22 protein-coding genes are annotated in these 25865 nt (G+C 68.1%); 11 read left to right on the top strand and 11 right to left on the bottom strand.

What is annotated here, in order from left to right; all coding sequences use genetic code 11:
- Window positions 1-121: 121 nt before the first annotated feature.
- Window positions 122-2878, bottom strand: coding sequence for a right-handed parallel beta-helix repeat-containing protein (locus tag IPK85_07005; GenBank protein ID MBK8247125.1), 2757 nt, complete (start codon window positions 2876-2878; stop codon window positions 122-124).
- A 299-nt stretch (window positions 2879-3177) separates the two neighbouring features.
- On the opposite strand from IPK85_07005, the gene IPK85_07010 reads away from it, so the two are divergent.
- Together IPK85_07010 and IPK85_07015 are read left to right on the top strand one after the other, a co-directional pair.
- Window positions 3178-4356: a hypothetical protein gene (locus IPK85_07010; protein ID MBK8247126.1), complete on the top strand. Its 1179-nt coding sequence runs from the start codon at window positions 3178-3180 to the stop codon at window positions 4354-4356.
- Between the two features lie 170 nt (window positions 4357-4526).
- A complete protein-coding gene (locus IPK85_07015) occupies window positions 4527-4769 on the top strand; it encodes an antitoxin (GenBank protein MBK8247127.1) in 243 nt (80 codons plus the stop codon).
- A gap of 133 nt (window positions 4770-4902) precedes the next feature.
- On the opposite strand, the gene IPK85_07020 is transcribed toward IPK85_07015, so the two are convergent.
- The 3 genes from IPK85_07020 to IPK85_07030 all read right to left on the bottom strand — a co-directional run bounded on the left by IPK85_07020 (window position 4903) and on the right by IPK85_07030 (window position 7765).
- Entirely contained in the window at window positions 4903-5052 is a 150-nt protein-coding gene (locus IPK85_07020; GenBank protein MBK8247128.1) for a hypothetical protein, read from the bottom strand.
- 66 nt (window positions 5053-5118) lie between these two features.
- On the bottom strand, window positions 5119-6498 hold the full coding sequence (locus IPK85_07025) for a serine hydrolase (GenBank protein MBK8247129.1): 1380 nt from the start codon (window positions 6496-6498) through the stop codon (window positions 5119-5121).
- Window positions 6499-6589: 91 nt separating this feature from the next.
- Window positions 6590-7765: an ATP-binding protein gene (locus IPK85_07030; protein ID MBK8247130.1), complete on the bottom strand. Its 1176-nt coding sequence runs from the start codon at window positions 7763-7765 to the stop codon at window positions 6590-6592.
- 154 nt (window positions 7766-7919) lie between these two features.
- On the opposite strand from IPK85_07030, the gene IPK85_07035 reads away from it, so the two are divergent.
- Both IPK85_07035 and IPK85_07040 read left to right on the top strand, forming a co-directional pair.
- Complete coding sequence (locus IPK85_07035; GenBank protein ID MBK8247131.1) at window positions 7920-8396, top strand: (2Fe-2S)-binding protein; 477 nt, start codon at window positions 7920-7922, stop codon at window positions 8394-8396.
- 20 nt (window positions 8397-8416) lie between these two features.
- Window positions 8417-10633, top strand: coding sequence for a xanthine dehydrogenase family protein molybdopterin-binding subunit (locus IPK85_07040; protein MBK8247132.1), 2217 nt, complete (start codon window positions 8417-8419; stop codon window positions 10631-10633).
- A gap of 236 nt (window positions 10634-10869) precedes the next feature.
- On the opposite strand, the gene IPK85_07045 is transcribed toward IPK85_07040, so the two are convergent.
- The 5 genes from IPK85_07045 to IPK85_07065 all read right to left on the bottom strand — a co-directional run bounded on the left by IPK85_07045 (window position 10870) and on the right by IPK85_07065 (window position 15100).
- Window positions 10870-11313, bottom strand: coding sequence for a PIN domain-containing protein (locus IPK85_07045; GenBank protein ID MBK8247133.1), 444 nt, complete (start codon window positions 11311-11313; stop codon window positions 10870-10872).
- Window positions 11314-11541, bottom strand: coding sequence for a ribbon-helix-helix protein, CopG family (locus tag IPK85_07050; protein ID MBK8247134.1), 228 nt, complete (start codon window positions 11539-11541; stop codon window positions 11314-11316). It abuts the gene before it with no gap.
- 241 nt (window positions 11542-11782) lie between these two features.
- Window positions 11783-12703 (bottom strand): pyridoxal-phosphate dependent enzyme, encoded by a 921-nt coding sequence (locus IPK85_07055; GenBank protein MBK8247135.1) that lies wholly within the window; start codon window positions 12701-12703, stop codon window positions 11783-11785.
- Complete coding sequence (gene mmuM / locus IPK85_07060) at window positions 12700-13614, bottom strand: homocysteine S-methyltransferase (GenBank protein ID MBK8247136.1); 915 nt, start codon at window positions 13612-13614, stop codon at window positions 12700-12702. Before mmuM ends, IPK85_07055 begins: the two co-directional genes overlap by 4 nt.
- A gap of 4 nt (window positions 13615-13618) precedes the next feature.
- Window positions 13619-15100 (bottom strand): aminotransferase class V-fold PLP-dependent enzyme, encoded by a 1482-nt coding sequence (locus tag IPK85_07065; GenBank protein MBK8247137.1) that lies wholly within the window; start codon window positions 15098-15100, stop codon window positions 13619-13621.
- A 43-nt stretch (window positions 15101-15143) separates the two neighbouring features.
- Here IPK85_07065 and IPK85_07070 point away from each other — a divergent pair, with 43 nt between their 5' ends.
- The 7 genes from IPK85_07070 to IPK85_07100 all read left to right on the top strand — a co-directional run bounded on the left by IPK85_07070 (window position 15144) and on the right by IPK85_07100 (window position 23698).
- Window positions 15144-15713: an MFS transporter gene (locus IPK85_07070; GenBank protein ID MBK8247138.1), complete on the top strand. Its 570-nt coding sequence runs from the start codon at window positions 15144-15146 to the stop codon at window positions 15711-15713.
- 181 nt (window positions 15714-15894) lie between these two features.
- Complete coding sequence (locus IPK85_07075; protein ID MBK8247139.1) at window positions 15895-16725, top strand: hypothetical protein; 831 nt, start codon at window positions 15895-15897, stop codon at window positions 16723-16725.
- Between the two features lie 95 nt (window positions 16726-16820).
- Entirely contained in the window at window positions 16821-18731 is a 1911-nt protein-coding gene (locus IPK85_07080) for a hypothetical protein (protein ID MBK8247140.1), read from the top strand.
- Between the two features lie 164 nt (window positions 18732-18895).
- Complete coding sequence (locus tag IPK85_07085) at window positions 18896-19333, top strand: hypothetical protein (protein MBK8247141.1); 438 nt, start codon at window positions 18896-18898, stop codon at window positions 19331-19333.
- A 134-nt stretch (window positions 19334-19467) separates the two neighbouring features.
- Complete coding sequence (locus tag IPK85_07090) at window positions 19468-19635, top strand: hypothetical protein (GenBank protein ID MBK8247142.1); 168 nt, start codon at window positions 19468-19470, stop codon at window positions 19633-19635.
- A gap of 15 nt (window positions 19636-19650) precedes the next feature.
- Window positions 19651-21063, top strand: coding sequence for a phosphoribosyltransferase (locus IPK85_07095; GenBank protein ID MBK8247143.1), 1413 nt, complete (start codon window positions 19651-19653; stop codon window positions 21061-21063).
- A 25-nt stretch (window positions 21064-21088) separates the two neighbouring features.
- Window positions 21089-23698: a serine/threonine protein kinase gene (locus IPK85_07100; protein MBK8247144.1), complete on the top strand. Its 2610-nt coding sequence runs from the start codon at window positions 21089-21091 to the stop codon at window positions 23696-23698.
- Between the two features lie 16 nt (window positions 23699-23714).
- Here IPK85_07100 and IPK85_07105 read toward each other — a convergent pair whose 3' ends face one another.
- Window positions 23715-24245, bottom strand: a complete 531-nt coding sequence (locus IPK85_07105) for a sigma-70 family RNA polymerase sigma factor (GenBank protein ID MBK8247145.1) — start codon at window positions 24243-24245, stop codon at window positions 23715-23717.
- A gap of 175 nt (window positions 24246-24420) precedes the next feature.
- Window positions 24421-25797, bottom strand: a complete 1377-nt coding sequence (locus IPK85_07110) for an Ig-like domain-containing protein (protein ID MBK8247146.1) — start codon at window positions 25795-25797, stop codon at window positions 24421-24423.
- Window positions 25798-25865: the final 68 nt, after the last annotated feature.

Raw genomic sequence — 25865 nt, forward strand, 5'->3', positions numbered from 1 at the left:
GTCGCAATTTTCACCAGACAGGCACAAAATGCAACTGTCGATCGACTCGCGTCACGTTCCTGGGTCGCCAGCCGAGCTCGATGGGATCAGCTCGGCTGGCGTCACCGTCCGTCCCGTCGCCCTAGTCCGGGCGCCGGTTCGATCCTGACCCGCTGCCGGTCCCGCTGAACTCGAAGGCGCCCTTGTCGCAGGGGCCCTGGCGGGCGTTGCCGCGCTGGTCCGTCGCGGGACACGCGGCGGCAACGGCCGTGTTGATCGCCGGGCTGCCAGTGAGCAGCGCGTGGGTGGGTGTGGGGCCACCGTTCCCCTTGAGCTCCGATTCGACGCCGGGAGCCACGCCCACCTGGTCGGTGGAGACGCTGAACGCGCCACATGAAGCATCGGATGCGAGGTTCCCACCGCCAGATGTCATGGTGCCGGTGCCCAGCAACCCGCAATTCACGGAGGCGCTCCCCACCGTGTTGGCCGCGACGATCGTGTTGGTCACGGTCGTCGGTCCGTTCCAGCTGACAATGCCGCCCCCAGTGGAGTCGGCGGCGTTGCCAAAGAAGGTGCTGTTCACCACCGACGCACTATTGATCGCAAGCAGGCCACCCCCCGCGTGCCGCGAGGTGTTGCGGGAGATGGTGGAGTTCGAGAGCACCAACGCGGCTCCCTGCGTGTTGGTCGCGACGATGCCGCCCCCGCCGAGCGCGGCGATGTTACCGAAGACGGTGGACGACCGGATGGTGGTGTTCCGGACTGCGGCCACACCGCCGCCCTGCCCGGCCGTTGTCTCGTTGCTGTCGACCATCACTTCCTCCAGGAGGACGGCGCCACCGACCAAGAGGAGTCCGCCCCCGGCGCCCGTCGACCGGTTCTTGGTGAAGCGACTCTTCCGGCTCGTCACGGTGGCGGTGAACGCGACCAGGACGCCTCCGCCCGGCCCTGAGGTCACGCGGTTGGACGACACCGTGCTCTCCGTGAGGGTGAGGTTGCCCCCGTCGACATTGAGGGCGCCGCCCTGCGAAACGCCGAGGTTGTTGTGCAGCGTGGACTGCGTGAGGCTCACCTGCACGCCGTTGGTTGCCATATGACCGGCGCCGCCCCGGGCCGCCTGGTTGTCCTCGAGCCGGACGCTGGTCATGGTGAGCGATGCCTGGTCAAACGCGGCGAATCCGCCGCCGAGCCCCGAGGTGCGATTGCCGCTCACCTGCACGTTGGTCAACGCAACGACCGCGGAGTTCTGCGCGAAGAATCCACCGCCGCCGAAGGTCCCGGCGGTGTTCCCGCGAATCGAGCCACCGGTCATCGTGACCCGGGCGTTGCCCCACGCGAAGATGCCCCCGCGACCATTCGTGCTTGAGGTGCTGTTGCTATCTACGCGCGTGCCGCTCAACGTGGCCGTGCCCGTGGTGGCGACCACCAGGCCACCGCCGAGCTGCGCGCTGTTGGAGCTGATCACCGAGTTCACGAGGTCCAGGGACACACTGCCCAGGACGCGCACGCCGCCACCCTCACCGGTCGGGGCGGAATTGCCCCGGATGCTCACGCCGGTCATCGAGACCTGGTCGACCAGTTGCGCCGCCGCCGATCCCTGCCCGGCCGTGAGGTTGGAGGCCGCCGCCTGCAACAGGACACCACCACCCCCGGTGGCGCCGGCCTGGACCTGGTTGTTCTCGATGAGGGTGTTGGTGAGCGCGACGGTGGGCGCATTCAGTGCGTAGATGCCGCCGCCCCAGCCATTGGTCACCGTGTTGTTGCGCACGGCGCCGCCGAGCATGGTGAGCGTGCTCGCTGCCGAGAGGGCGATGCCTCCGCCGGAGACATTCGTGCCATCGGCGATGTTGTTGGCCACCACGACGGTATCGAGCCGCACCTTGCTGGCTCCTCCCACGACGAGGCCACCGCCGCTGGATGCATCAGCCCGATTGTTCTCGATGATCACCTGCTGCAGCGCGACGGTTGCCCCTGCGTCGATGCGAATGCCGCCGCCGGCATTGGCGACGGACCCGTTCCGGACGGTGAGGCCGCGCACGGTCACTGCGATCGCGCCGGAGATGTCGAGTCCGCGACGGCGATTGGCCACGGATCCTGCGGCGTCGAGGATGGTGAGCGATGGCCCGCGGCCGAGCAGATAGATCTCGGTGGTGATGCCAGGGAGCGAACCGCCGAGTCGGATCTGGTCGGCCGTTGTCCCGGTGGCGGACGGGCCCTGGACGAGGATGGTGTCCCGCCCCGCGCGCGCATTGGCGAGTTGGATCGCCTCGCGCAGGGAGCAGTGGCTCCAGCTGCACGCCCCGTCATCGGCGTCATCGGTGGCGCGTACCAGGAGCTCGCCGCGCACGCGGACCTGCACCGTGGCGGTCTTGCTGGAGTCGGCCGCGCTCGCCACCGTGACGGTACAGGTCCGACCGGTGTCCGGTGCGACGTAGGCGACGGTGTTGCCGCTGCCGGGGGTGACGGCGCCGCAGGTCGTGGACCAGAGAATCCGGGTGGAATCGGTCCCGGCCACGGTCGCGGTGAAGGTGGCGGGCTCGCCGCGGAACAGGGTGTCCGACGTTGGTGAGACGGAGAGCGAAACCCCGGTCACGGTCGCCGTCGCACTTGCACTCTTGGTCGGGTCCTGGCTGCTGGTGGCGGTCACGGTGTAGGTGCCACCTGCTGCCGGGGCCTGCCAGGTGACCGTGCTGCCGGTTCCGGCGATGGTCCCGCCGGTGGCGGTCCAGGTGACGGCGGTATTGGTGGCGTTAGTGACGGTCGCCGTGTAGCTCTGCACCCCCCGGGCGCCGAGCGACGAGGTGGTCGGTGAGACCGCCACCTGCACCGGTGGAGGCGGCGGGGGGGGTGGGGGGGCGGCGCTTTCGCCTCCGCCGCAGGCGATCAAGACGGAAGCCATGACAAAGGTGCTAAAACGGATCGGGCTGGGCCGCATTGAGGTGCTCCGGGATTGGCGGGGTCCGGATACAGGCGCAATCAGATGAAAAAGGGCTCATCCGGCGCGGCCAGACGTCAGGGGCCTCGACGTCGCGGGCGATCGCCAGGACGTCCAGGGGCGCCGCGCGGAACCCGACGGCGTGTGCGGCATTGCTGGATGGACGCCGACGGGGAGCGGCCCGGCGGTCAGTAGTGATCCTGGCTACAGTCAGAGTGCCAAGGGCGTCCTACCCTTCGCCTCGTGTCCTCCATCACTCCCGCATGACTCGTCGCCTCCCCTTCCACTACGCCCTCGCCGCCACCATCGCCCTTGGCGGCTGCGATGTCGCCCTGGATGCGCCGCTTTCCCCGGTAGGGCCAAGCGCGACGACCCCCACGGTCGCCGCCATGTTCGAGTTGATTGGCGGGTACCGCCTGGGCGTGGACTACGCGAGCGAGGGACTGGCCATTGTCCCCGATGCCCAGGGGTTCGCGCAAGCGCTCGTTGGAGGTGCCCATGCGCACCAGCGTGGTGTGCATTTGTATGAACTCCCGGGCGCGCCGGGGCCTGGCAACGACGTGAACGCCTACCCGCTCGTGGTCCCGACGCGCACCTGGTCGGTTGCCACGCTCTACCCACGCTGGATGGACGGGCAAACGCTGCGTGACCTGGCGGTCGTTCCGGCGCCCGGTGGCTTCGCCCTGGCCGGGATCGGACGGGTATTCTACAACACCAGCCCGCGAGCCGTCACACAGATCAACGTCCGCGAGATCCGTGCCGTGGACTACGCGTTAGGCGGCACACGCGAGGTGGCGGTGCCCCTGCCGGAGCAGGAATTCACCGGCTTCATCAAGCACGAGGATCGCACCCAGGACCTCCTGGCCATCGGAGGTGGCGCCTACGACTCCGGCCAGGGCTCGGTCGGTGGATTGAGCTACGCGGTGCAAGGTGCGGACGGGGTGTGGCGCCGGCGACTGACGCCGCCATCGTTCGGCGACCTGGCGTCGCCGAGGCTGCCGCGGGACAGCGCGTACTCGTGTCCGGAAGGGCCAAGCTGGGTCTGCATCCCGCCGGCGAATGGGAAGGGGGTCTGGTCCACCGAGCGCATCGGCGGGGGCGGGGTCCGCATCGGGAACACGATCGTCTTCATCGCCACACTCGGCTACGGCCCGCGCACGTACGCGCGCCAGAGCTACACCTTTGGTGATCCGGCGCAGGACCGCGCGGTCGCGTACTTCTTCCAGCAGGATCCCGCGACGCAGGCGGTGACGCTGGCTGCATACGATCGCTGGACCTTTGCGCAGCCGGGCGAGCTGGTGATTGGTGTGGCGCGCGGCCGGTTGCGAGGGGTGAACGAGCCAGTGCTCTTTGTGGCGACGTCGATGGCCTGGGCGCCGAGTGCGGGCGCGGGGAAGGTGGGTACGGTGGTGCACGCGTTCAGGATCACGGCGGGCGGATAGCGTTCGCTCGGCTCCGGAATGAGTCGCGTTTCTCCCCAGGCAGGGGGAAAATGCGACCTTGAGTTCCAGGGCGTACGGGAACCGTCGTGGTGTGGCACCGCGTCATCTGTGCTGTGCACGTCAGCCAGCGACCGCTGACATCTGATGCGTGATGCGATATCATCTGATGCATGCGCACCACCCTCGACATCGCCGACGACGTGCTTCAGGCCGCCAAGGAGCGGGCCCGCCGGGAGAACAAGACGGCGGGTGAGGTCGTCTCGGAGCTGTTGCGGCAGGCACTGACGGTGCCGACATCTGGCGTGGTTCGTGAACCCAAACCGGTGTATGGACTCAAGCCGTTTGCGCGCCGCGGTGGCATCGTCACGAACGAGTTGATCGACCAGCTGCGCAATGAGCCCAACGGTGTGTAGCCCCCTGACGGTGATGTACGGCGGTCGGCTGGTCACCTTCGATGGGGCGATTCCTACCTCAGCGGTCGTCGGCGCCAAGCCCAGGCACCTGTTGAGCCTGTAGCACCCCGGCGCGACATCCGCGTCTCCTACGTCATGGTGACGCCTTCTTCCGTGCCGTGACTGCGCCCGACTTCGCGGGCGGCCGACCCTCTCCCTTGTCCATGACCAGTCGTCGCGCCTTCACATCCACCCGGTAGGCGACATTCGGGTCAAACCGGAACGTTGCCGGCGCATGCAGCACGCGCAGCTTGGCGACCTTCGCGCCGTGATTCCGGCGGGGCGGGAGCGCTGAGGCGCTCCCACCATCCTAGCGCCGGGTGGCCTTCTGCTGCTGTCCGCCCTGGTCCAGCGTGAGCGTCATCGCACCGGTGGAGTCGGCGGCAAACCGCACTTTCGCCGGCACCACCCGCAGGTAGAAGTTTGTCGCCGATTCGGGCCAGAGTCGGAATCGCGGCTGGCCGGTGAGCTGGACGTAGAGCTTGCCTCCGACCTCGCTGATGGCGATCAGGACGCCAGGGGCGAGGGCGTACGACCCCACATATCCGCGCAGTGTCTCGGCGGGCACGGCCACGTTGGCCCGGGCCGGCGTGGGCATCAGCGGGACCGTCGCGTCGACCAGGTGGAGGCCGAGGTCGTCCACGCTGTTGGCCGTGTTAGACCACACCATGGAGTGCGCGCCGGTGGCCGGATCGAAGCCGAAGAAGGTGCGAAAGCCGCCGGTGCCGCCGTTGTGCCAGACGATCGAACGCCCGTTGGCCTCGCGGACGTGCCAGCCGAGCGCGATGCGCATGTTGGGGATCGTCGTTGGGCGGCGTGGTTCGATGGAGAAGGCGATCGCCTTGCCTAACGGCCCGCGGTCGCGATGCGTGACGGCGTCGGCGAACTTGAGCATGTCGCGCGTGGTCGAGCGAAGCGCGCCCGCGCCGGCCATGGTCGGAATGTCCCAGGGGGAGGCTTCCTCCAGGTCGGCGTCGTGCGGGACGGCAAAGCGCGCGGCCTTGTCGGCCGGCATGACGATGAAGGTCTCGGTCATGCCTAACGGCGCGAGCACGCGCTCACGCAGCAGCGCTTCATAGGACTTGCCGGCGCGCAGGCCGAGCACGTGCCCAAGGAGTCCCATCCCGATGTTGGAGTACTCGTAGCGCTCGCCCGGGTCGCGCCGCAGCGTGTGGGCCGACAGGAAGTCGTACATCTGTTGCACGCTGTAGTCGGCATACGGGTTCCGGGGGTCCTTCGGCGTCATGTTGTTGCCGACCGACGGAAGCCCCGAGCTCGCCGTGGCCAGGTCGAGGAGGGTGATCACCTTGCCGTTGCGGCTGGGCATCGTCACCCCGGCCGGCAGGAACTTCTGCACGGGGTCCTCGAGCGCGACCTCGCCCTTGAGCACCATGTCGGCCAACAGGATGTTGGTGAAGACCTTGGTGATGGAGCCGATCTCGAAGAATGATTCGCCGCTGACGGGGCGGCCGTCGCGCTGGGGGCCCCCTGCGGAGACGATGCGATCCCGCTGCCCCTCGCGTACCCCGACCACGATCCCGGTGGCGTAGCCGTTCGCCACTCGCTCGGTGATCCAGCGCTGGATGGCGCTGTCGGCCGGCGGCGACTGTGCCGTCCCAGGGGCTGCCGCGAGCGTCGACAGGACGGCCAGGGTCGTGGCGAGCATTCGGCGAGAGGAGAGAAGGCGCATCGATCGGATGAAGAAAGGGGAGGCAACCGGAATACTAATGAGAACTGACATCAGGCCCGGCGCCGGAGCTGACGGTGTCTGGCCGTCGTGCTCAGACAGTGCTGAGGTCCTGCACCAGTTCTGGCAGCGAGATCGCCGTCACCCCATCACCCATCGGCCACCGGGCCTCCCCGCCATGAACGACGTACGCGGTGCGGGGCGAAAGGTCGGCACACGCGTTCCGAAAGCCGCGTGACACGACGGGCGCATTCGATCGCTTGATCTCGACCACGACGTCCACCGTCCCGCCATGTTCCAGGACGAGGTCCGCCTCCGCGCCCTTCTCCGTCCGAAAGTACATCGGGATGCGATGGGGTCCGGCGGCGGCGATCAGTTGCTCCAGCACAAACCCTTCCCAGCTGGCTCCGGCCACCGGGTGCGACAGGACGTCGTCGATGGTTGTCAGGCCCAGCAGGGCATGGAGGACGCCGCTGTCGCGCAGGTACACCTTGGGGGCGCGCACGAGGCGCTTGCCGATGTGGCCGCTCCATGGTGGGAGTCGACGCACCAGGAGCAGGTCGGCCAGGAGGTCGACGTACCGCGCGACGGCCGGTGCGGATACCTCGAGGCTGGCCGCGAGCCGCGCCTTGTTGAGCTGTGTCCCGTGTGCATGGGCGAGCATTCCCCACAAGCGTCCCACCATCGTCGCCGGCAGGCGCGGGGCAAACATCGGGACATCACGCTCGAGATAACTGCGCACGAAATCGAGTCGCCACTGAAGGCTCTCCGCAGCGTCGCCCGCCAACAAACTCTCCGGAAATCCTCCGCGAACCCAGAGGAGGTCCGTGGCCGGTCCTTCCGGCGGCAGTTCCGTGTTGAGGATCGGCGTCAGCTCCAGGTACGTCGCGCGTCCAGCCAGCGACTCGCCTGCCTGGTGTTGAAGTTCGAGTGACGCCGATCCGAGGAGGAGAAAGTGGCCCGCCTTGTCGCCGGCCGCGCGCCGGTCGTCAATGATGCCCCGCAGGGTCTCGAACAACCCGGGCATGCGGTGGACTTCATCGAGGATGACGAGCTTTCCGGCTTGGGCGCGGAGGTACGTGTCCGCGGTGTCGAGGCGTCTTCGGTCCGCTTCGCGCTCCAGGTCGAGGTACAGGGCACGGTCGCCACGCTCGGCGGCGAGCGCCTTGGCCAGGGTCGTCTTTCCGACCTGCCGGGGGCCGAGCAGGACCACGGCGGGGGTGGCTGCGAGTCGCGCCCTCGTGCGCTCGTGCAAGTCGCGACCAATCATGTCGTAAATGTAACGCCAGACGTTCGATTTACGCCATTGGTCGTGGTCGGCTCTCGGCACCCGGAGCGCCATGGACTCATCGGAAAGACGGTCTGGTCGTCGCCCCGACCCACCGGTAGAGTACGGAGTAGCTCGCCACCCACTCCACGCCGTCATGAAAACCAAGCTCACCGTCAACGGACGGACGCACGAGGTCGATGCGGATCCGGACACGCCCCTCCTCTGGGTATTGCGTGACCACATCGGGCTTACCGGCACCAAGTTCGGCTGCGGGATCGCCCGCTGCGGCGCCTGCACGGTCCATGTCGACGGCCGCGCAGTGCGCAGTTGTCGCCAGGAGCTGCAGGCGGTAGCGACCACGGCCAAGATCACGACGATCGAGGCGTTGGAGCAGGAGGCGCGGGGCAAGGCGCTGCAGGAGGCGTGGATCGAGCACTCCGTCCCGCAGTGCGGCTATTGCCAGAGCGGCTTCCTGATGGCGGCGACGACGCTGCTCGCTCGCACGCCGAACCCGACGGACGCCGAGATCGACACGGCCATCACGAATCTCTGCCGCTGCGGGACGTATCCGCGCATGCGTGCAGCGATCCACGCGGCAGCTCGCCGCCTCACTGCTTCGGAGGCGCCATGAGCACGAAGATCCGGACTCCAATGGACGAAGCCGTGGCCGCGACAAACACTACCGTGCCGCCTGAGGCCAGCAGCGCCACCCCGACGCCTCCGTCTCGCCGCGCCTTCATTACAACCGGCGGGACCGCCCTCGTCCTCGGCTTCGTCGTTCCACGCCTCGCCCGCGCGGAAGGACTCGCGGCAGCGGCCACCGGGGTCATGACGCCCGACGCGGCAGCTGCGGCCGGCGTGCAGCTCAATGCCTTCGTGTCCATCGATACGATGGGGAAGGTGACCCTCGTGACCCATCGCGCCGAGATGGGGCAGGGGGCGTATTCCGTCGTTCCGCAGATCCTCGCCGAGGAGCTGGAGGTCGATATTGCCGCGATTGCCATTGCGGTGGCCGACGGGGACCCGCAGAAGTACGGCAGCCAGATGACCGGCGGGAGTTCGACCGTGCGTGGCGGGATCACGCAGTTGCTCAAGACGGGCGCGACCGCGCGGGACATGCTCGTCCGGGCCGCTGCGGCGAGGTGGAACGTGGCCCCCGATAGCTGCAAGGCGCGGTTAGGCCAGGTGACGCATGCCGCCAGCGGTCGCACGCTGGCGTACGGGGCCCTCGTCGAGGACGCGGCGAAGCTGGTGCCCAACAAGGACGTGCCGCTCAAGGACCGGAAGGACTGGACGGTGATCGGGAAGCCGATCCCCCGGCAAGACACCCCGCTCAAGGTGAACGGCTCGGCCAAGTTCGGGATCGACGTGCGCCTTCCGGGGATGTTGTACGCCGTGGTGGAGCGCTCGCCGCGCTTTGTCGGCAAGGTGAAGCGCTTCGACGCGACGAAGGCGTTGGCGGTGCCAGGGGTCAAGCACGTGGTGAAGACCGAGCGCGACATCTTCGGCAAGATGCGCGAAGGGGTGGCCGTCGTGGCGACGAGCACCTGGGCCGCCATGAAGGGGCGCCGCGCGCTGATCGTGGAATGGGACGATACGGGGATCCCGGAGGTGAGCAGCGCGTCACTGACGGCGGCGATGAAGAGCTCGCTCGCGGGGGCGCCGTTGAGCGCCAAGACCAAGGGGGATGTCGCCGCAGCGTTAGGCACGACCCCGGCAGTGGACGCGACCTACGAGACGCCCTACCAGGCGCATGCCTGCATGGAGCCGATCAACTGCACGGCGCACGTGACCGACACGTCGGCGGAAATCTGGGGACCGGTGCAGGCGCCGGACTGGAACCGCGGGCACCTCGCCGGTGCGCTCAAGCTCCCGATGGACAAGGTGAAGGTGAACATGACCTTCCTCGGCGGCGGCTTTGGCCGGAAGGCGTTCACCGACTTTCCGCTGGAAGCAGCGCTCGTGTCGCGCGCCGTGAAGGCGCCGGTGCAGGTGGTGTGGAGCCGGGAGGACGACCTGAGCGTGGGTCCGTTCCGCCCAGGAGCGATGTACCACCTGCGTGGCGCCCTCAAGGACGGGAAGATTTCGGCCATCGAGGCAACCATGGCCGCGCAGAACCTGATGGAGCAGGAGCCGGGCGACACGCCGAAGAAACCGAACGACAACGTGACCGAGGGACTTCCCGAGACGTATCTCGAGACGATCCCGAACTACCGGTTTGGCGACATCCCGTTGGTCGCACCGGTGCCGGTGATGTGGTGGCGTTCGGTGTACTCGTCGACCAATGGGTTTGCGTACGAGAGCTTCCTCGACGAGATGGCGCGGGCCGCGAAGATGGACCCGATCGCGTTCCGCCGGCAGCACTTCGATTCGCCGCGCCTACATGCCCTGGCCGACAAGCTGGAGGCGGTGAGCGGGTGGAAGCAGCGCAAGGCCGGTGAGGGCTTCGGGATGTCGCTCACCTACTGCTTCAGTTCGTGGGCGGCCCACGTGGTGAAGGTGTCGAAGGCGAGGAACGCGATCCGCATCGAGAAGGTGTGGACGGTGATCGACTGCGGCGTGGCGGTGAACCCCGACGTGATCCGCCAACAGGTGGAGGGGAGCATCGTCATGGCGTTAGGCGCGGCGACGACGCACGAGGTCGCGTTTGCGGCCGGCAGTGCGACCAAGAAGAACTTCGACACATATCCGCTGCCGCGGTTGCGCGACATCCCGCCCATCGAGGTCCACATCATGGACAACGGAGAGGCGGCTGGTGGGGTGGGTGAGCCGGGACTTCCCGGTTTGACTCCCGCGCTCACCAACGCGATCTACGACCTCACGGGGACGCGGATCCGGAAGCTGCCGTTCGACCTGGCGAAGGTGTAGCCGCACGCCGGAATACCATGAAAATCCTGCACGTGATGACCGATGTTCATGGTGTTCCACGGGCGTGATCACCAGGACTGCCCTCCCTGAGCTCATCCGGGCGGGGTTGCCTGATCCCGAGTGGTCCTTGTTGACTGCTCCCCGAGTCGGACCGTCCCGCCATGCCCAAGCTCGCGCTCGATGCGGTAGCGGCCGGGCCGGGCGGCGGTGCGCTGGTCGGATCCGATCGACCTCCCCTAGGGATCGGCCACGAGGGGGTCCACAACCTCAAGGAAGGAAAACCGGTGGAAATCCGTGTCGCGCGTGCAAATGCGCCGGATACCATGCTCGCGCATGAGCACGGCGGTCTCCGCATCGTGCCAGAGATTGCCCGTCAGCGCCGGGATCGTGGCGGCCAGATCGCTCAGGATCTCGCCATGCCGGTCACCAGGCACCAACATGGACACGCTCGGTGCGGCCGTCAGCGCTCGCAGGAACTCCGCCGCGGCGCGAGACTCCCATGGCTTCCGGAGCACGCGCGGGTGCGTGACCACCCGCAGGAACTCGTAGCAGATCCCCCACGTCAGAAACCACGCGCCGCGCCCCGCGCGCCATTGCTCGATCAGCGCGCGACATCGCGTGTGTTCCGGCGCGTGCTCGTCCGATGCGTACACGAGCACGTTGGTGTCCACGACGAACACCTATCGACCTTCCATCGCACGATACAGCGCATCCCGATCTGCGATGTCCACCAGCGCGCCACCGCTGTTGAACGTCGGCAGCGGCGGCAGTTCCGTGCGTTCGGGGCGAGACCGGAGCAGGTCGCGGAGCGCCGTTTCGACAAGTTCCGACATCGTGCGCCCGGTGCGCGCGGCTTCGCGCTTGAGGCGCACCATCACCGAGTCGTCGATGTTAAGCGTGGTCTTCATATGGTTTACCATATCGGCGATATGGGTGCACGTCAAGGCGCGACGGCGAGGGTGAACCCTGCCCGCACAGTGACGACTTCTTCGAGGAATTGCGTCGCAAGGTGGGCGGATGACCACGTCCTCGCCCATGATCAGTCGCAATGCCGCCGCAGGCGCGACCTCGTGCGGCGCAGCCCGTCCCTCATCTAGCCTGTGCGTTGCGCCCCAGCACGTAGGGTCGTTGAGAACGGCCCGGAGACCACTACAGCTCGTCGGACCACCGCTGCAGCTGCTGCACACTCACCCCGGCGCCACCGCACACGATCACCAACGCGGACTCGTAGCGCGGCATTTCCGGCGCCCGGTCGTAGAGCACGGCCAGCGACGCCCCACAGGCTGGCTCGGTGACGATACGGTGGTCTGTGATGAAGCGCTGGCACGCGCGCACGGCGGCCTGGTCCGACACCACAAGGCTGGTCACCGGGTGCTGCTGCGTGTAGCTGAACGCCTGCTCGCACACCTGCAATGCGCCGAGCGTGGTCGCGATGCTGGTGATGCGCGCCAGCTTGATGCGTTCACCGGCGGCAACAGACTGGGCGAGCGAGTCGGCACCGACGGTCTCGACGGCAACCACGGGAACGTCGGTCCAGCCATGCCGGTGCAATCCCTGAATGACACCGCAGAGCAAGCCGCCGCCACCAACGGACAAGATGATCACCCCGGGTCGCACGCCGGCGCGCACGATCTCGTCCACCATGGTGGAGTGGCCCTGCCAAAGGAGCGGGTCGTCGAACGGATGAATGAACGCATCGGAGGCGGAGACCATCGACTGCGCCAGTACGTTCGCCTCGTGCCACGACGCACCATGCACGCGCACCTCGGCGCCTTCCTGCAGGATCAGCCCTTTCGCGGTATCGCTGGTGCTTTCCGGGACGATGACCAACACGGGAATGCCGAGCTGGCGCCCGGAGTAGGCGACAGCAATGCCGGCGTTGCCACCCGAGGAGGAGATGAAACGTCGCGCGCCGCGTCGGGCGTACGCCTGGCAGGCGTGGCCGATCCCGCGAAGCTTGTAGGAGCCCGGTGGCTGCACGGCCTCCAGCTTGAGCCAGGTGGGGCGGCCGGCAGCATGGCTTAACGCGCGCGACGCGACCAGCGGGGTTTCGATGTGCAGCGGGTTCATGCTCGTGGCACCGATGCGGGAGCACGAGCGTCGACGACCTCGCGGACCCGGCGGATGTCGGCGGGGGTGGTACGGCAGCAGCCGCCGAGCCACGACGCGCCGGCGTCGAGCCACTCGTCGAGGTACGTGGTGAAGCGGGTCGCTGTACCTTCCCAGCATTGGGCGCCGGCGTTCCACACCTCACCGGAGTTGGGGTAGACGACGATGGGTTTGTCCGTACCCGTGGCGATGGTGCGCACGAGGGAGGTCACGAGCGCGGGGTCCACGCAGTTGATCCCGATCGCCACCACCTGCGGTTCGGCGTCGAGTTGGCGCGCGCAGTCGACGATCGGATCACCGGCTGAGGTGTGCGCGCCGTCGCGACAGGTGAAGGTTACCCACGCCCGAGAGGCCGGGTGCTCATGCAGGACACGCACGATCGCGCGGGCTTCCTTCAGGGAAGGAATCGTTTCGCAGGCGAGGAGGTCCGGTGCAGCAGCGAGCAGCGTGGTGAGGCGCGGGCGGTGAAAGTCGGCGAGGGCGCCTTCGTCCAGCGTGTAGTCGCCGCGGTACTCCGATCCATCGTGGAGGGTGGCGCCGTACGGGCCGATGGAGGCGGCGACCATGAGCCGGCGCGTGGAACCCGGGTGACGCGCATGAAAACTGTCGCGCGCGGCGCGTGCCAGGGCGACCGAGCGCTGCAAAAGGCGATTGGTCTCGTCATGTGAGAGGCCGCGCGCGGCGAAGCCCTCATAGCTCGCCTGGTAGCTCGCCGTGATGGCGATGTCGGCGCCGGCCTCGAAGTAGTCGAGGTGCACCGCCTCGATCGCCTCTGGGGCGTCGGCGAGGAGCCGGGCCGACCAGAGGGCGTCCGCGAGGTTGAAGCCGCGGGCATCGAGTTCGGTCGCGAGCCCGCCGTCCAGGACAATCACACCCTCAACCCAACGCGCCCGCAAACCAGCCGGACACCCGCTGCTTGAGCACGGCGTCTCCGAGGCGATGCGAATACTCGTTGGTGCGGGACGAGTACTCGTAGTCCGCAGCCCAGGTCGCCCCATGACGCCTGACCGCTTCGACGGCGTCCATCGCGTGGGTGATGTCGGCCATGGTCGTACTCGGGTGAAACGACAGTCGCACCCACCCCGGCTTCTCCGACAGGTCCCCGCGATCGATCCGGTCGGTGATGGCCCGGGAGCGCGCGGGATCCACGTGCAGCAGGTAGTGTCCGTAGGTGCCCGCGCAGGAACAGCCGCCCCTCGCCTGGACGCCAAATCGATCGTTGAGCAGTCGTACGACGAGGTTGTAATGCAATCCTTCCGTCCAGAAGGAGACCATGGCGAGCCGATGGCGCACGGCGGGAGCGAGCACATGGACCCCGGGGATCGCACCCAGGCGGTCCATGACGTACGGCACGATTGCTTCCTCGCGCTGCAGCATCGCCGCGGTGGTCATCGCGTCCTTGAGGGAGACGGCCAGTGCAGCCTTGATGGCCTGGAGGAACCCCGGTGTGCCGGCATCCTCGCGTGCCTCGACGTCCTCGACGAAGGCGTACTGTCCCCACGGGTTGGTCCACGCCACGGTACCGCCCCCCGCCTCGTCAGGCACGGTGTTGTGATACAACGCGCGACTAAAGACCATCACCCCGGACGCTCCTGGTCCGCCAAGGAACTTGTGCGGCGAGAAGAGCACCACGTCGAGCGCGGTCTCCGGATCGTCGGCGGGATGCATGTCGATTGGCACATACGGCGCCGAGGCGGCAAAGTCGATGACCGAGATGCCCCCGGCTCGGCGCATCCGCTTCGCCATCTCGTGGTAGGGTGTGAAGACGCCGGTGACGTTGGAGCAGGCACTGAAGGCGCCGATCTTGACCGGACGGTCCCGATACGTGTGCAGCTGCTCCTCGAGCGCGTCGAGGCTGACCACGCCGTCAGCGTTCGGTGGAACGACCACCACATCGGCTAGGGTCTCGTACCACGAGGTGTGGTTGGAGTGGTGTTCCAGGTGCGTGACGAACACCACCGGGCGCTCGGACGACGGCAGGTCAACGTATCGACGCAAGCCCTCGGGGGTCTTGAGCCCAAGGATGCGTTGCAGCTTGTTGACCACGCCCGTCATGCCCGAGCCGCTCGTGATGACCAGGTCATCAGGTCCCGCGTTCACGTGGCGCTTGAGCCGCGCGTGGGCCTCGTGATACGCGAGCGTCATCGCCGTACCGGTAACCGAGGACTCACTGTGGGTGTTGCCGACAAACGGGCCAAACTGGCCGATGAGCGTGTCCTCGATGGGGCGATAGAGCCGGCCGCTGGCGGTCCAGTCGGCATAGACGAGCCGCTGCTCACCGTAGGGGGTCACGAACGTCAGGTCGTTCCCGACAGTGTTGGCGCGAAACGGCGCGAAGTGACGTTCGAGGTCTTCCATATCCTCATAAAATGGCCCTTCTTGGCGACAGGAGGAAGCATCAATGCCATCGCCCCTGAAGTTGCTGCTGGTCGCGTCCAGTCTCTGGTATTTCAGCGAAGGATTGCTCGGCCCCCTGTTCGCCGTCTTTTCCGAGCAGATCGGCGGGGATGTGCTCGACATCACGGCCGCGTGGGCCACCTACCTCATCGTCAGCGGCCTGGCCTATCCGGTGGTCGGCAAGTTGCTCAATCGGTCGCGCTGGAAGTTCCGGATGATCGCGGTCGGGTATGCGCTGAACACGATCTTCACCTTCGCCTATCTCCTCGTGCGCGACACGACGGACTTGTTGTTCGTGCAGATCGGGTTGGGGATCGCCGAGGCGGTGTCGACGCCGTCGTGGGACGCGTATTTCGCCTCGCAGCTTTCGGAGCGTGACGACACCTTCGCCTGGGGGATCGCGAGCGGGCACACGCAGTTCGTCTCCGGGGTCGCGATCGCGATCGGGGGGCTGATCGCGAACTTCGTGTCGTTCCAGGCCTTGTTTGTCCTGATGGGGTGCCTGAACCTCGTGGCCACAGTGGTGCAGGTCCGGCTCTCCTGGTGGGAGGAGCGGGCAGCGGCCGGGGCGTAGCCTGGGGGGCTGGATCCCGGCGGACCTGAATGGGGGGCCATGGAATCCGTCGGCCCCAACTGCGATGCGCCACAACGGCTGGGAGCGCCCGGGATGGCGCCGCGCCACACCACCGAGTGAGACGCTGGCCGAATGACGTCGTACAGCCATGGGAACCCGTTTTCGTTCCCGGCTGGTCTCCATGGCTTCCCGCGCACTCGCGCGTCTCCTGTTTCCAAGCGTCCTCCTCCTCTGCGCCGCCGGCTCACTCGGCGCGCAGCTGGCGGTGGACCGCGCCGTGCCACGCAGTTGGCGCGACTCCACTCAGATGGCGCACGGGGCCTTCTGGGCGGAACTCCTGCACGCGCCCACGTCCGCGGCAACGGAAGTCGCATGGACCTACAAGCTCGGTGCAGACCTTCCGCTGGTGCGCCTCCCACGGAACCTCGCGTTACACCTGGAGCTGGGTCATGAGATGGTCGCGACGCCGGCCAATGCCATCGGGTTCGACCCGCGTGGGGCGGTGTGGACGGAACAGCTCACCCTGGCCGGGTTCGGTAACGATCGCTGGCAGTGGAGCGGCGGGCTGTTCCTGCGATGCCGGCACGATATCGATGTCGGCGCCCTTCCGGACTCGGTTGACGTCCTCGGATCGCAGCGGATCGTCGTGGTCTCGGGCTCGCAGCTGCATGTGCAGCATCGTCCGATCGTGCGCGCGGGGCTCCGGGTGGACCTCGGGAGCAGCGCCGAGTGGCTGACGGGAACCGGCGATCGACGCACGCCGGCCAGTCGTCGCACCCCGCGGTGGCAGGATGCCCGCGGGGTGTGGTCCGTCTCCGGACGGGTGACAGGCCAGCAGGACCCGGCGCGGGTCGTCCGGTCGTCGCGCAGGGTTGGCAGGCGACCGTGCTGTTCCGCGAGCCGTCGACGTCCTGGCGCACCAACTACCGACTGGAAGCCGGCGTGCAGTTGCCCGGCGCCCAGCGCGGAACGGAGCTGCTGGTCGCGACCGAGCGGCAGTTCGATGACATGATGCTCCCGGCCCCGCGCGCGTCGCGGGTCCTGTTCCTTGGCGCGCGGTTTGGCTCACGCGTCGTTCGTTAAGCAGCCCTCACCTGAGTGGTATCCATGCGACGACGTCACACGCTATTCCCCGTTGCGCTGCTCGGCGCCTTCCTCACCGGCTGTTGCGACGTGGCCACGCTCTGCGGCGAAAGCGAAAGCGAAGCGCTCGTGACCGGGCTCCGGTTGACCGCCGACAGCCTTGCCGTGCGCGTGGCGCCCACCACGTCGGGGATCATCACGCTGTCCCTCACCAGCAGCGAACCCACGGCGCATACCCTGCAACTGCTCCAGCCCAACGGCGACATCACCGCCAAGCTGGGTACGACGTCCCTGGTTCCGGGAGGGACGACGTCCCTGCAGGTCTCCGCCTTGTCGACCGCGACGCCGACCAGTCGGGCGTTGCTCCAGGTCGTCGCCTCGCTCCGGAACGCCGCCGATACGTTGACGATCACCACCGAAGTGATTCCGCCGTTCACGCTGGGCGTCAGTGGCACGTTCACCGACACGGCGGGGTCGCGATTCACCGGCACGGCCACCATGGATCGTGTGCCGGGTTTTACCGATCCGGTCAGCCTGGCGATCACCGGCCTCCCGGCGGGCTGGGTCGTGACGCTCCCGTCAAGGGCGACCACCAGTGTGGTCCCGTTCACCCTGGCGAGCCCGCCTAACGCCAACCCCGGCCTCTATCTGGTGCAGTTGACGGCGACCTACGGCGCCACCACGATCCAGCGCCAGTTCACGCTGCGGATCACGCAGAACCTTCCCCCGCCGGACATCGCCCTCTCGCTGCAGCCTGCCGGGTTGAGTGTGGAGCAGGGGCAGGGTGGATCGTACCTCGTGTCGATCGCCCGCACCGCGCCCGGGATCGGGCTGGCCACGATGGGAGTCACCGGGCTTCCGGCCGGTGCCGCCGGTGCGTTTACCCCCGCCGCCGCCAACGACACCACGCGGCTCGCGATCACGACACTGGCGACCACGCCACCTGGTACCTACACGCTGACAGTAACCGGCGTTGCCGGCACCATCAGCCGACAAGCCACCGCCACACTCACAGTGACCGCGGCGCCGCCGCCACCTTCGCTCGCGCTCTCGGTTGCGCCCACCGCGCTGACGGTCGCCCAGGGGGCCACAGGTCAGGCGGCGGTCACCATCACACGAGCCAATGGCGCCGGGAACCCGACCCTGGATCTGCAGGGGTTGCCGGCCGGTGTCACGGCAGCCTTTCTCCCCCCGGTGTCGCCGACGGCCGCCACGCCGCTCGTCCTGTCCGTCGGTGCCGCGGTGGTCCCGGGCACCTACGCGCTCACGGTGCGTGGTGTGGCCGGCGCCCTCACGGCGACTGCTCCGCTGTCCCTCACCGTGACGGCCCCGACATCCAACTTTACGTTGCAGCTGCCGCCGACGATCACCATCCGCACCGGCGAAACGGCGTTGATCCCCGTGACCATCTCCCGGACCGGCGGGTTTGTGGGCGTGCAGATCCAGGTCGGGATCAACTCCATCCCGCTCGGTGGGAACGCCTGGGTCGGTCCGACGACGACACGAGGAGACACCACCACCTTGCAGGTGATCGGTGGGATCCCCGGCACACACCTCGTCTCCATCATCGCGTCGGGGGGAAGCCTCATCCGGACGGCGGCGATGCAGGTCATAGTGGTGGCGTCCACCACCCCTGATTTCGCGCTGGTGCCTCAGGCGAAGGAACTGACGGTGCCACGCGGGCAGTTCGTGCCGGCCGTGCTGTTGATCAACAATTACAACGGCTTCAATGGCCCGATCACACTCTCGGCGATCACCGACACACCGGGCAACTATGTGGTGGACTTCACGCCGAGTGTGCCGGCGGGCTTCTCCAGTGTGAACGTGCAGATCTACGCGAGCCCGAACATCGCGCCCGGGCCGCACCTGATCGTGTATCGCGGCGTGTCCAACGGAGTCGAACGGCGCGCGGTGCTGACGATCTTCGTGCAATAGAACTGGTGAGCGGGCTGCCATGGCCCGCCAGGGACGTATCGAGAGGGGGCGTGTCGGGAATCGACCGCCCCTTCCGCTTGCCATCCCAGCACGGGATGCGTGGAACGGTCCCGGCGAGCCCGGGGCACCCTCGGGCACTTCTCACTTTCCCGAGGATGGATCCGATGCGTTGGCACTCTGTGGTATTCGCCGTGGGAGCCTTTGCCCTTTCGCTCGCAGGTTGCTCTGACCAGACGTCGGCCATCGTCAGCGGCGACGCCGAGCGCGAGCAGCTCGTCCAGCGCACGATGGCGCTCCAGGCGAGCGTCGTTGCCACGGGCCAGATCAACGCCGAACAACGCCGCGAGCTCGAAGAGATCACGCAGGATATCGTGGAATGGCAGGGACGCACCGGGCGATCCGATCTCTCGGTGTCTTCGTCCCGTCCTGCCCAGGGCGACGGAACCGCGGCCCTCATCTCCAAGGGACCGACGCCGACACCGTGCCCGTCGTGCCCGCCGGTCAAGGTGGACGCCACTCACATCTGCTTCCTGGTGCAGGGCTGGTGTTCCCCGAAGGACGGCCTCATCAGGGGTTGTGTGTACACCTGCATCTCGATCTGACCGGTCCGGGTTCTCGCGGTGTGCCCGGATTGGCTGGCCGTCGCGAGAGCTGTCGGGTTTGGGAGGCCGGTTCCGCTTACCCAGTGACCGGCCGAGGGCGGCCGGTGCATTCACACTCCCTTTCGGAGGACACCATGAAGGCCGTCTTTGCCGTCGTTGCTGCAGCGCTTACGCTCACGGGTTGTTCCAGCGCCACCGGACCGGTAGATCGCGAGGCCGCAAATCGCGCGGCGATCGCCAAGCGGAACCTCGAGGCCGCGACGAAGGTGCCGGAAGTCTCGAAAAGACTCGCCGCGAACTAGAGCGGCGTGCCCGGCGTGTCGATCGAGCCCCTGTTTCAGGATCGGCATGCCGCTGGCGTTGCTCTCGCCAGCCGGCTCCTGCGCAGTGCTTGGGGCGCGGACGCGGTAGTCCTGGGCATGGCGCGAGGCGGCGTTGCGGTCGCGGCGCCGATTGCGAGGGCCCTCAACGCACCACTGGACACCGTTGTCGCCCGCAAGCTCGGCGTACCGGGGATCGAGGAGGTCGCTTTTGGCGCGATCGCTGAAGGCGACCACCAGCCCGTCCTGGACGGCGTCCACGATTTCATTGGACTCCCGCGTGCGGTGGTGGGTCTGACCACGGCTCGCGAACGCCGCGAGGTCGCGCGGCGCGTCGATCAGTATCGCGATGGCCAGCCGCTTCGCAACCTCGCGGGTCGCACGGTGATCGTCGTGGACGATGGGCTGGCGAGTGGCGCGACGCTTGTGGCCGCTGGCCGCGCGCTGCGACGCCACCGACCACGGCGATTGGTGGCCGCGACTCCCGTTGCATCCAAAGAGGGACTGCAGGCCGTGTGTCCCACGTTCGATGAGGTCGTTGCCCTCGCCACTCCCGAACCGTTCGGCACGGTCTCCGATTGGTACCGCGACTTCTCGCCGGTGGACGACGCGGCGGTGCGCGCCCTCCTTGGTCGTTCGCCGTTGGTTCGAACCCATGACGTCGAGCCAAGTGCCAACGAGGTGGAGCAGCCGGTCACCATCCCCACGGGGGAAGCGGGTGACGCCATGATTGGCGACCTCGGTGCACCACGTGGCGCACAGGGGCTCGTGATCTTCGCGCACGGGGGTGGGAGCAGTCGAGGGAGCTATCGCAATCGCTACCTCGCGGCGCGCCTGAGGCTCGCTGGATGGGCCACGCTGCGCGTCGACCTGCTCCTGGACCGCGAACGCCAAGCCGACGACGACGGCGACATGCGATTCGACATCGAAAGGATCACGGGGCGACTCCTCGCCGCGACCCGCTGGTGCCGTGTCACACGCGTCACCGGGTACGGACGCACCGTGTTGTTTGGGGCGAGTACCGGCGCTGCCGCGGCGATGGGGGTGGCCGCCGTCATGCCGCATGACATCGCGGGGGTGGTGGCGCGCGGCGGGCGCATCGACCTGGCCGCAGCATCGCTCACCCACGTCCGTGCGCCATCGCTGCTCGTCGTTGGAGCTGCCGACACGGAGACCCTGCAGCGCACCCGCGGCTGTGCCGGGCAGCTCGGAGGGTCGGTCACGTGGCGCACCATCCGCCACGCGGGCCACACCTTCGAGGAGATCGGCGCCCTCGGAAGGGTGGGGGAAGTGGTGACCTCGTGGCTCGCCAGTCGGCAGCGGCGCTATCGCCTGCACCGATGGATGAACGCGCACCACCTCTGGCCGGGCATGACCCGTGGTGGTAACGTCGCCCAACAGCGCGCCTGACGCTCGCCAACCAACGGGGAACGCCGTGCCTCAGATCGATCCCGCCCTGTGGGCTCGGCTCAGCCCACTGCTCGACCAGGCCATCGACCTCACGTCCGAGGCGCGAGCCGCATGGCTGCAGGAGCTCGCCACGCGGTCCCCGGAACTGGTCGCACCGCTCACCGAACTTCTCTCCGCCGACGCGCGCGCCGACGCCCGCGGCTTTCTCGCCGCACCGCATGGGGCGACCCTGGCCGGGCGCGTGGTGGGACAGTACACCCTGGTCCGGCCGCTCGGGCATGGCGGGATGGGATCCGTGTGGCTCGCGCAACGCACCGACGGACGGTTCGAGGGGTACGCCGCGGTCAAGCTGATGAGCCTGGCCCTGATGAGCGAGACTGGCCAGGAGCGGTTTCGCCGCGAGGGCACCGCCCTGGCGCGCCTGGCGCATCCTGCTATTGCTCGTTTGCTTGATGCCGGCGTCGCGCCATCGGGACAACCATACCTCGTCCTGGAGTATGTGGACGGGAAGCACATCGATGCACATGCCACGGCGTTCGGGCTGTCGGCGACCGCGCGCATCAACCTGGTGCTGCAGGTGCTCGATGCCGTGGGACACGCCCACGCCAACCTGATCGTCCATCGCGACCTGAAGCCGTCGAACATCCTGGTCACGGCGGACGGCCAGGTGAAGTTGCTCGATTTCGGCATCGCGAGGCTGCTTCACGGTGAGGGAGATCCATCGCGGTCGGCGCTGACTTCGGATGGAGGAAGCGCGTTCACGCCGGACTACGCCTCGCCGGAGCAACTCAAGGGGGAGCCGATCACCACGGCGACCGATGTCTACGCGCTCGGCGTCTTGCTGTACTTGCTGCTGTCCGGCCGCCACCCCACGCGTGGGGAGAGCCCCACGCCGGCGGAAGCGCTCCGCGGCGTGCTCGAGGTCGAGCCGCGTCCGCTGGGGCTTGGCGACCTCGATACCGTCATCGCGAAGGCGCTGAAGAAGGACCCCGCGGAGCGCTACGCCACGGTGGCGGCGTTTGGCGACGACCTGCGGCGGTACCTGGGTCACGAGCCGGTGAGCGCGCGGCCCGATGCGTTCAGCTATCGCGCGCGCAAGTTCCTGCGACGTCACCGTGCGCCGGTGGCGCTCGCGGCAGGTGTGATCGCCGTCCTCGTTGGCGCGACGGTGTTCAGCGTCCGTCAGGCGGGGCACGCGGAGGCCGAGCGCGATGCCGCGGTGCTCGCCGAGCGGCGCGCGACGGCGCGCACCGAACTCCAAGCCGTTCTCGCCAGCGACCCACGCGGTCCCGACGGTCTGCCGCTCAGCAGCGCGCAGCGGATCGCCCTCGCCGAGGAGGTGCTCGTCAGGCAATTCCGCGACGAACCCTGGCTCGTGTCCGAAGTGATGTCGGACTTATCCCAGCGCCTCGGCGAGTCGCTGGACCGCAACGGCCAACGGGCAATGCTCGCGCGTGCCGCGCGGATCGCCAGTGAGGGCGACGGTGCCCCAGCCCAGCTCGCCCTCGCCCACTGCCTGCGCGCGACGAGCTTCTGGGATGACGACCTGGTGGACTCGGTGCGCGCCCAAGTGTCTGTTGCGCAAGCCGCGCTCGCGCGGCTCACGGGCCCGATAGATCCGACGCTTCGTGCCCTCTGCCTCGAGGCGGAAGGCAAGTTGCTTCAGGCGAGCGGGAAGGGCGACACGGCCGTCGCGCTGCTTTCCCAGGCCGTGGCACTCCTCAAGGACGCCGATGTGCGCCGCTTGTCCCTGGCCGTCGCGCTCTCGGATATCATGCGCCTCGCGGGTCGGCAACGAGACGCCGTGGCCGTCCAACAGGAGCAGCTCAACGCCATGGTGCGGGTCGGTTACGCAAACACCGAGGCCTTTCCCAACGTCGTCACCTACCTGGATCGCACACTCGCGGATCTCGGCGAGTTCCACCTCGCCGATTCGCTGGTGGGCCAGTTCATCCGGGAGCGCGAGGCGAGCGCCGGGGTTGGTCGGGTGCCACTCCTGCTCGCTTTCATCTTCGGGATGAACAAGCAACGACTCGGTGAGGTGGACTCCGCGGATCAGTGGATCACGCGGGCGACAGCGGGTGAGTGGCAGCAGGGGGGGACCATGACCAACTGGCTACCATCGACCCTCGCCCTGGTTCGGGCCAGTCAGGGCCGATTGGCCGAGGCACGCGCTGCCGCCGCGCAGCTGCCGGGAGGGCTGAGGGGTCGCCGCGCGACGGCGGCGATGGTGCGCGCGACGCTCCTCCGCGCCGAGGGACGCTCCGCGGCTGCGGTGCGTTTGTTGGAGGATGAGTTGGCCGCGCTCTACGCGGAAGCACCCACGACGCTGTCACTGTTCACCCTCCCGCTCGTGACCGCCGGGGAGTGGCGGCTCGCGGCGGGCGATGCGCGTGGCGCTGATTCCCTCGCGCAACTCGGCTGGCGGGCTGCGGTCCTCGACTCGCTCGCGCCACTCCGGAGCGGACTCGCGGGCCGCGCGGACCTGTTGCGGGCCCAGGCATTGCGAGCGCGGGGTGATACGACGGGGCTCCGGGTGGTGGCGAAGCGGTCCGTGGTCGCCCTCACGAATGGGTACGGTGCCACCAACGCGTGGACGCGCACCGCCATCACACTCCGCGACTCGCTCCGCTGAGGCTGATCGACCGTCGTTAGGCCAGGTCGCCAAGCGCGTGCTGCAGCAGCAACCTCGCTTTTCGCCAGTCGCGCTGAACGGTGCGCTCGGACGCCCCGCGCAGCTCGGCGATCTCGACAAAGCTGTAACCACAGAAGAAATGCAGGTCGACCAACTGGGCGAGCCGTGGTTCGATGCGGGCGAGTTCATCCAGTGACTCGGAGAGTCGAACCAGCTCCGTGGCCTCTCCTGGTGCCATCGGGTTGGCGACCGCGTGTGCGCCACCCAGGGTAATCTCAAAGGCGCCGCCGCCTCGCTTCTGGGCCAATCCGCGGCGCGCGTAGTCGATGATGATGTTGCGCATCGCGCGCGCCGCGTACCCCATGAACTGCCCACGGTCGGGGAACTGGACCTGGTCCCGCGAGGCGAAGTTGAGGTAGGCCTCGTGCAGCAACGTGGTCGCGCCCAGCGAGAGGTCGGAGCCCACACGCCGTAGCTGGATCGACGCCAGGCGGTGCAGCTCGTCGTAGAGCGCGGCGAAGAGGTCGTTGGACGGTGTTTCGGTCATTGCAGCGCCCGGGCTGTCTCTGGGAGCTGCAAAGGTACGGCGAGATTCGCCCCCTGTCCGCACCCATCCGTGATCGAGCTCAGCCCCCGATGTAACGGCCGCGGCTGCTGCGCGCCAGCTACCGAGTGTCGACGCTGGCCGCGTCACAAGCTGTGGGCCAGCGTCCCGGGCACGGTCACTGCGGAGTGAAGATCTCGGCGCTCGTCGCTGCCCCGACCCCCTGTCCGCCGGCGACGAGCACCTTGCCGTTGGCCAGAAGGGCCGCGGCATGGTTCGACCGCGGCACCTGCAGGTCACCGGCCGCCACCCAGCGCCCAGTGGCGGGATCAAACAGTTCTGCGCTCCGCAGCACCGAGTTGCCGCCGCCGCCAGCCACCAGCACACTCCCGTTGGGGAGGACCGTCGCGGAGTGCGAGATGCGTCCGGTTACCATCGCTCCCGCGGCCGTCCACGCTCCCGTCGAGGCGTCGTAGAGGTCGGACGCCGGAAAGACGGTGGAGACGAAGTCGCTTCCCCCCGTCAAGAGGACGCGTCCGTTGGGGAGCGCCACGGCCCGGTGGTACCCTCGGGCGAGGGGCACACCACCGGTCGCGGACCACACCCCGGCTACTGGGTCGAACACTTCAGCGCTCGCATGCAGTATCGGTGCGCTGAACGTTCCCGACCCGCCGCCCACGACGAGGACCTTCCCGTTGGGCAGGGTCATGATGGCGTGGCCCGCCCGGGCGACCGACAGGTTCATGGCCGGACTCCAACGTCCCGTAGCAGGATCGTAGATCTCCGCCGTTGCGAGGGCATTCAGGTTCGTGCCTGCGCCCGACCCTCCAGCGACGAGCACCCGGCCATCCGCAAGGAGGGCCGCTTCGGCGATGTTGCGCGGCTCAGACATGCTTCCGGTCGCACTCCACGTGTCCGTTGCCGGGTCGTACAGCTCGGCGCTTGCCAGTCGGGCTGACAGCTCAATGGAGTAGCCCCCGGCGACGAGGACCTTGCCGTCCCGGAGGCGAATCGCCACATGGTTCGCGCGACCGGTCGTGAGGCGGCCGGCGGAGCGCCAGCGGCCCGTGCCGGGATCGTACAGCTCGCTTTCCCGAACGGTCTGGAAGGGCGTCCCCAGCACCTGGCCACCGACGGCCAGGACGCTCCCGTTGGCGAGCACCGTCAACGAGTGCAGCGTACGCCCCGTGGCGAGCGAGCCGGTCAGGCTCCACGGTTGTGCCCGGACCGTGACGGCGACCTCGGCCGTCTGTCCCTCCGCGGTGGCGCGAATTTGCGCCGTCCCGGCGGCAACCCCGGTCACCAGGCCGCTCGTCGAGACCGAGGCCACAGTCGCCGCGGTCGAACTCCACGAGATCGCCCGACCCGAGAGTGCGATTCCCCGGGCATCGCGTGCCGTGGCCGTGAGCTGGGTGGTGAGCCCGACCAGGAGCGGCACGGGGGGGCCACCGTCGATCGTGACCGACGCGACGACGACCGGCGGTGGCGTCAGCGCCGTCTCGCCACCGCCGCCGCATCCAACGCTGACGATGGCCAACAACCAGGGGTATCGCATTCGTCTCTCCTGCGGGCCGGACACGGCCCGTCACTCTGGAGAGCGGAATCCCCGGCCCGGAGGCGACA

Source organism: Gemmatimonadota bacterium, assembly GCA_016712265.1.
Taxonomy (GTDB): domain Bacteria; phylum Gemmatimonadota; class Gemmatimonadetes; order Gemmatimonadales; family Gemmatimonadaceae; genus RBC101.

Bases quoted from the DNA above. Each gene is read 5' to 3' on its own strand.
- IPK85_07065 (MBK8247137.1), bottom strand. From the start codon at position 15,100: ATGGAAGACCTCGAACGTCACTTCGCGCCGTTTCGCGCCAACACTGTC.
- IPK85_07050 (MBK8247134.1), bottom strand. From the start codon at position 11,541: ATGAAGACCACGCTTAACATCGACGACTCGGTGATGGTGCGCCTCAAG.
- IPK85_07055 (MBK8247135.1), bottom strand. From the start codon at position 12,703: ATGAACCCGCTGCACATCGAAACCCCGCTGGTCGCGTCGCGCGCGTTA.
- IPK85_07075 (MBK8247139.1), top strand. From the start codon at position 15,895: ATGGCTTCCCGCGCACTCGCGCGTCTCCTGTTTCCAAGCGTCCTCCTC.
- IPK85_07085 (MBK8247141.1), top strand. From the start codon at position 18,896: ATGCGTTGGCACTCTGTGGTATTCGCCGTGGGAGCCTTTGCCCTTTCG.
- IPK85_07015 (MBK8247127.1), top strand. From the start codon at position 4,527: ATGCGCACCACCCTCGACATCGCCGACGACGTGCTTCAGGCCGCCAAG.
- IPK85_07090 (MBK8247142.1), top strand. From the start codon at position 19,468: ATGAAGGCCGTCTTTGCCGTCGTTGCTGCAGCGCTTACGCTCACGGGT.
- IPK85_07105 (MBK8247145.1), bottom strand. From the start codon at position 24,245: ATGACCGAAACACCGTCCAACGACCTCTTCGCCGCGCTCTACGACGAG.
- IPK85_07040 (MBK8247132.1), top strand. From the start codon at position 8,417: ATGGACGAAGCCGTGGCCGCGACAAACACTACCGTGCCGCCTGAGGCC.
- IPK85_07010 (MBK8247126.1), top strand. From the start codon at position 3,178: ATGACTCGTCGCCTCCCCTTCCACTACGCCCTCGCCGCCACCATCGCC.
- IPK85_07080 (MBK8247140.1), top strand. From the start codon at position 16,821: ATGCGACGACGTCACACGCTATTCCCCGTTGCGCTGCTCGGCGCCTTC.
- IPK85_07005 (MBK8247125.1), bottom strand. From the start codon at position 2,878: ATGGCTTCCGTCTTGATCGCCTGCGGCGGAGGCGAAAGCGCCGCCCCC.
- IPK85_07070 (MBK8247138.1), top strand. From the start codon at position 15,144: ATGCCATCGCCCCTGAAGTTGCTGCTGGTCGCGTCCAGTCTCTGGTAT.
- IPK85_07025 (MBK8247129.1), bottom strand. From the start codon at position 6,498: ATGCGCCTTCTCTCCTCTCGCCGAATGCTCGCCACGACCCTGGCCGTC.
- IPK85_07110 (MBK8247146.1), bottom strand. From the start codon at position 25,797: ATGCGATACCCCTGGTTGTTGGCCATCGTCAGCGTTGGATGCGGCGGC.
- IPK85_07035 (MBK8247131.1), top strand. From the start codon at position 7,920: ATGAAAACCAAGCTCACCGTCAACGGACGGACGCACGAGGTCGATGCG.
- IPK85_07030 (MBK8247130.1), bottom strand. From the start codon at position 7,765: ATGATTGGTCGCGACTTGCACGAGCGCACGAGGGCGCGACTCGCAGCC.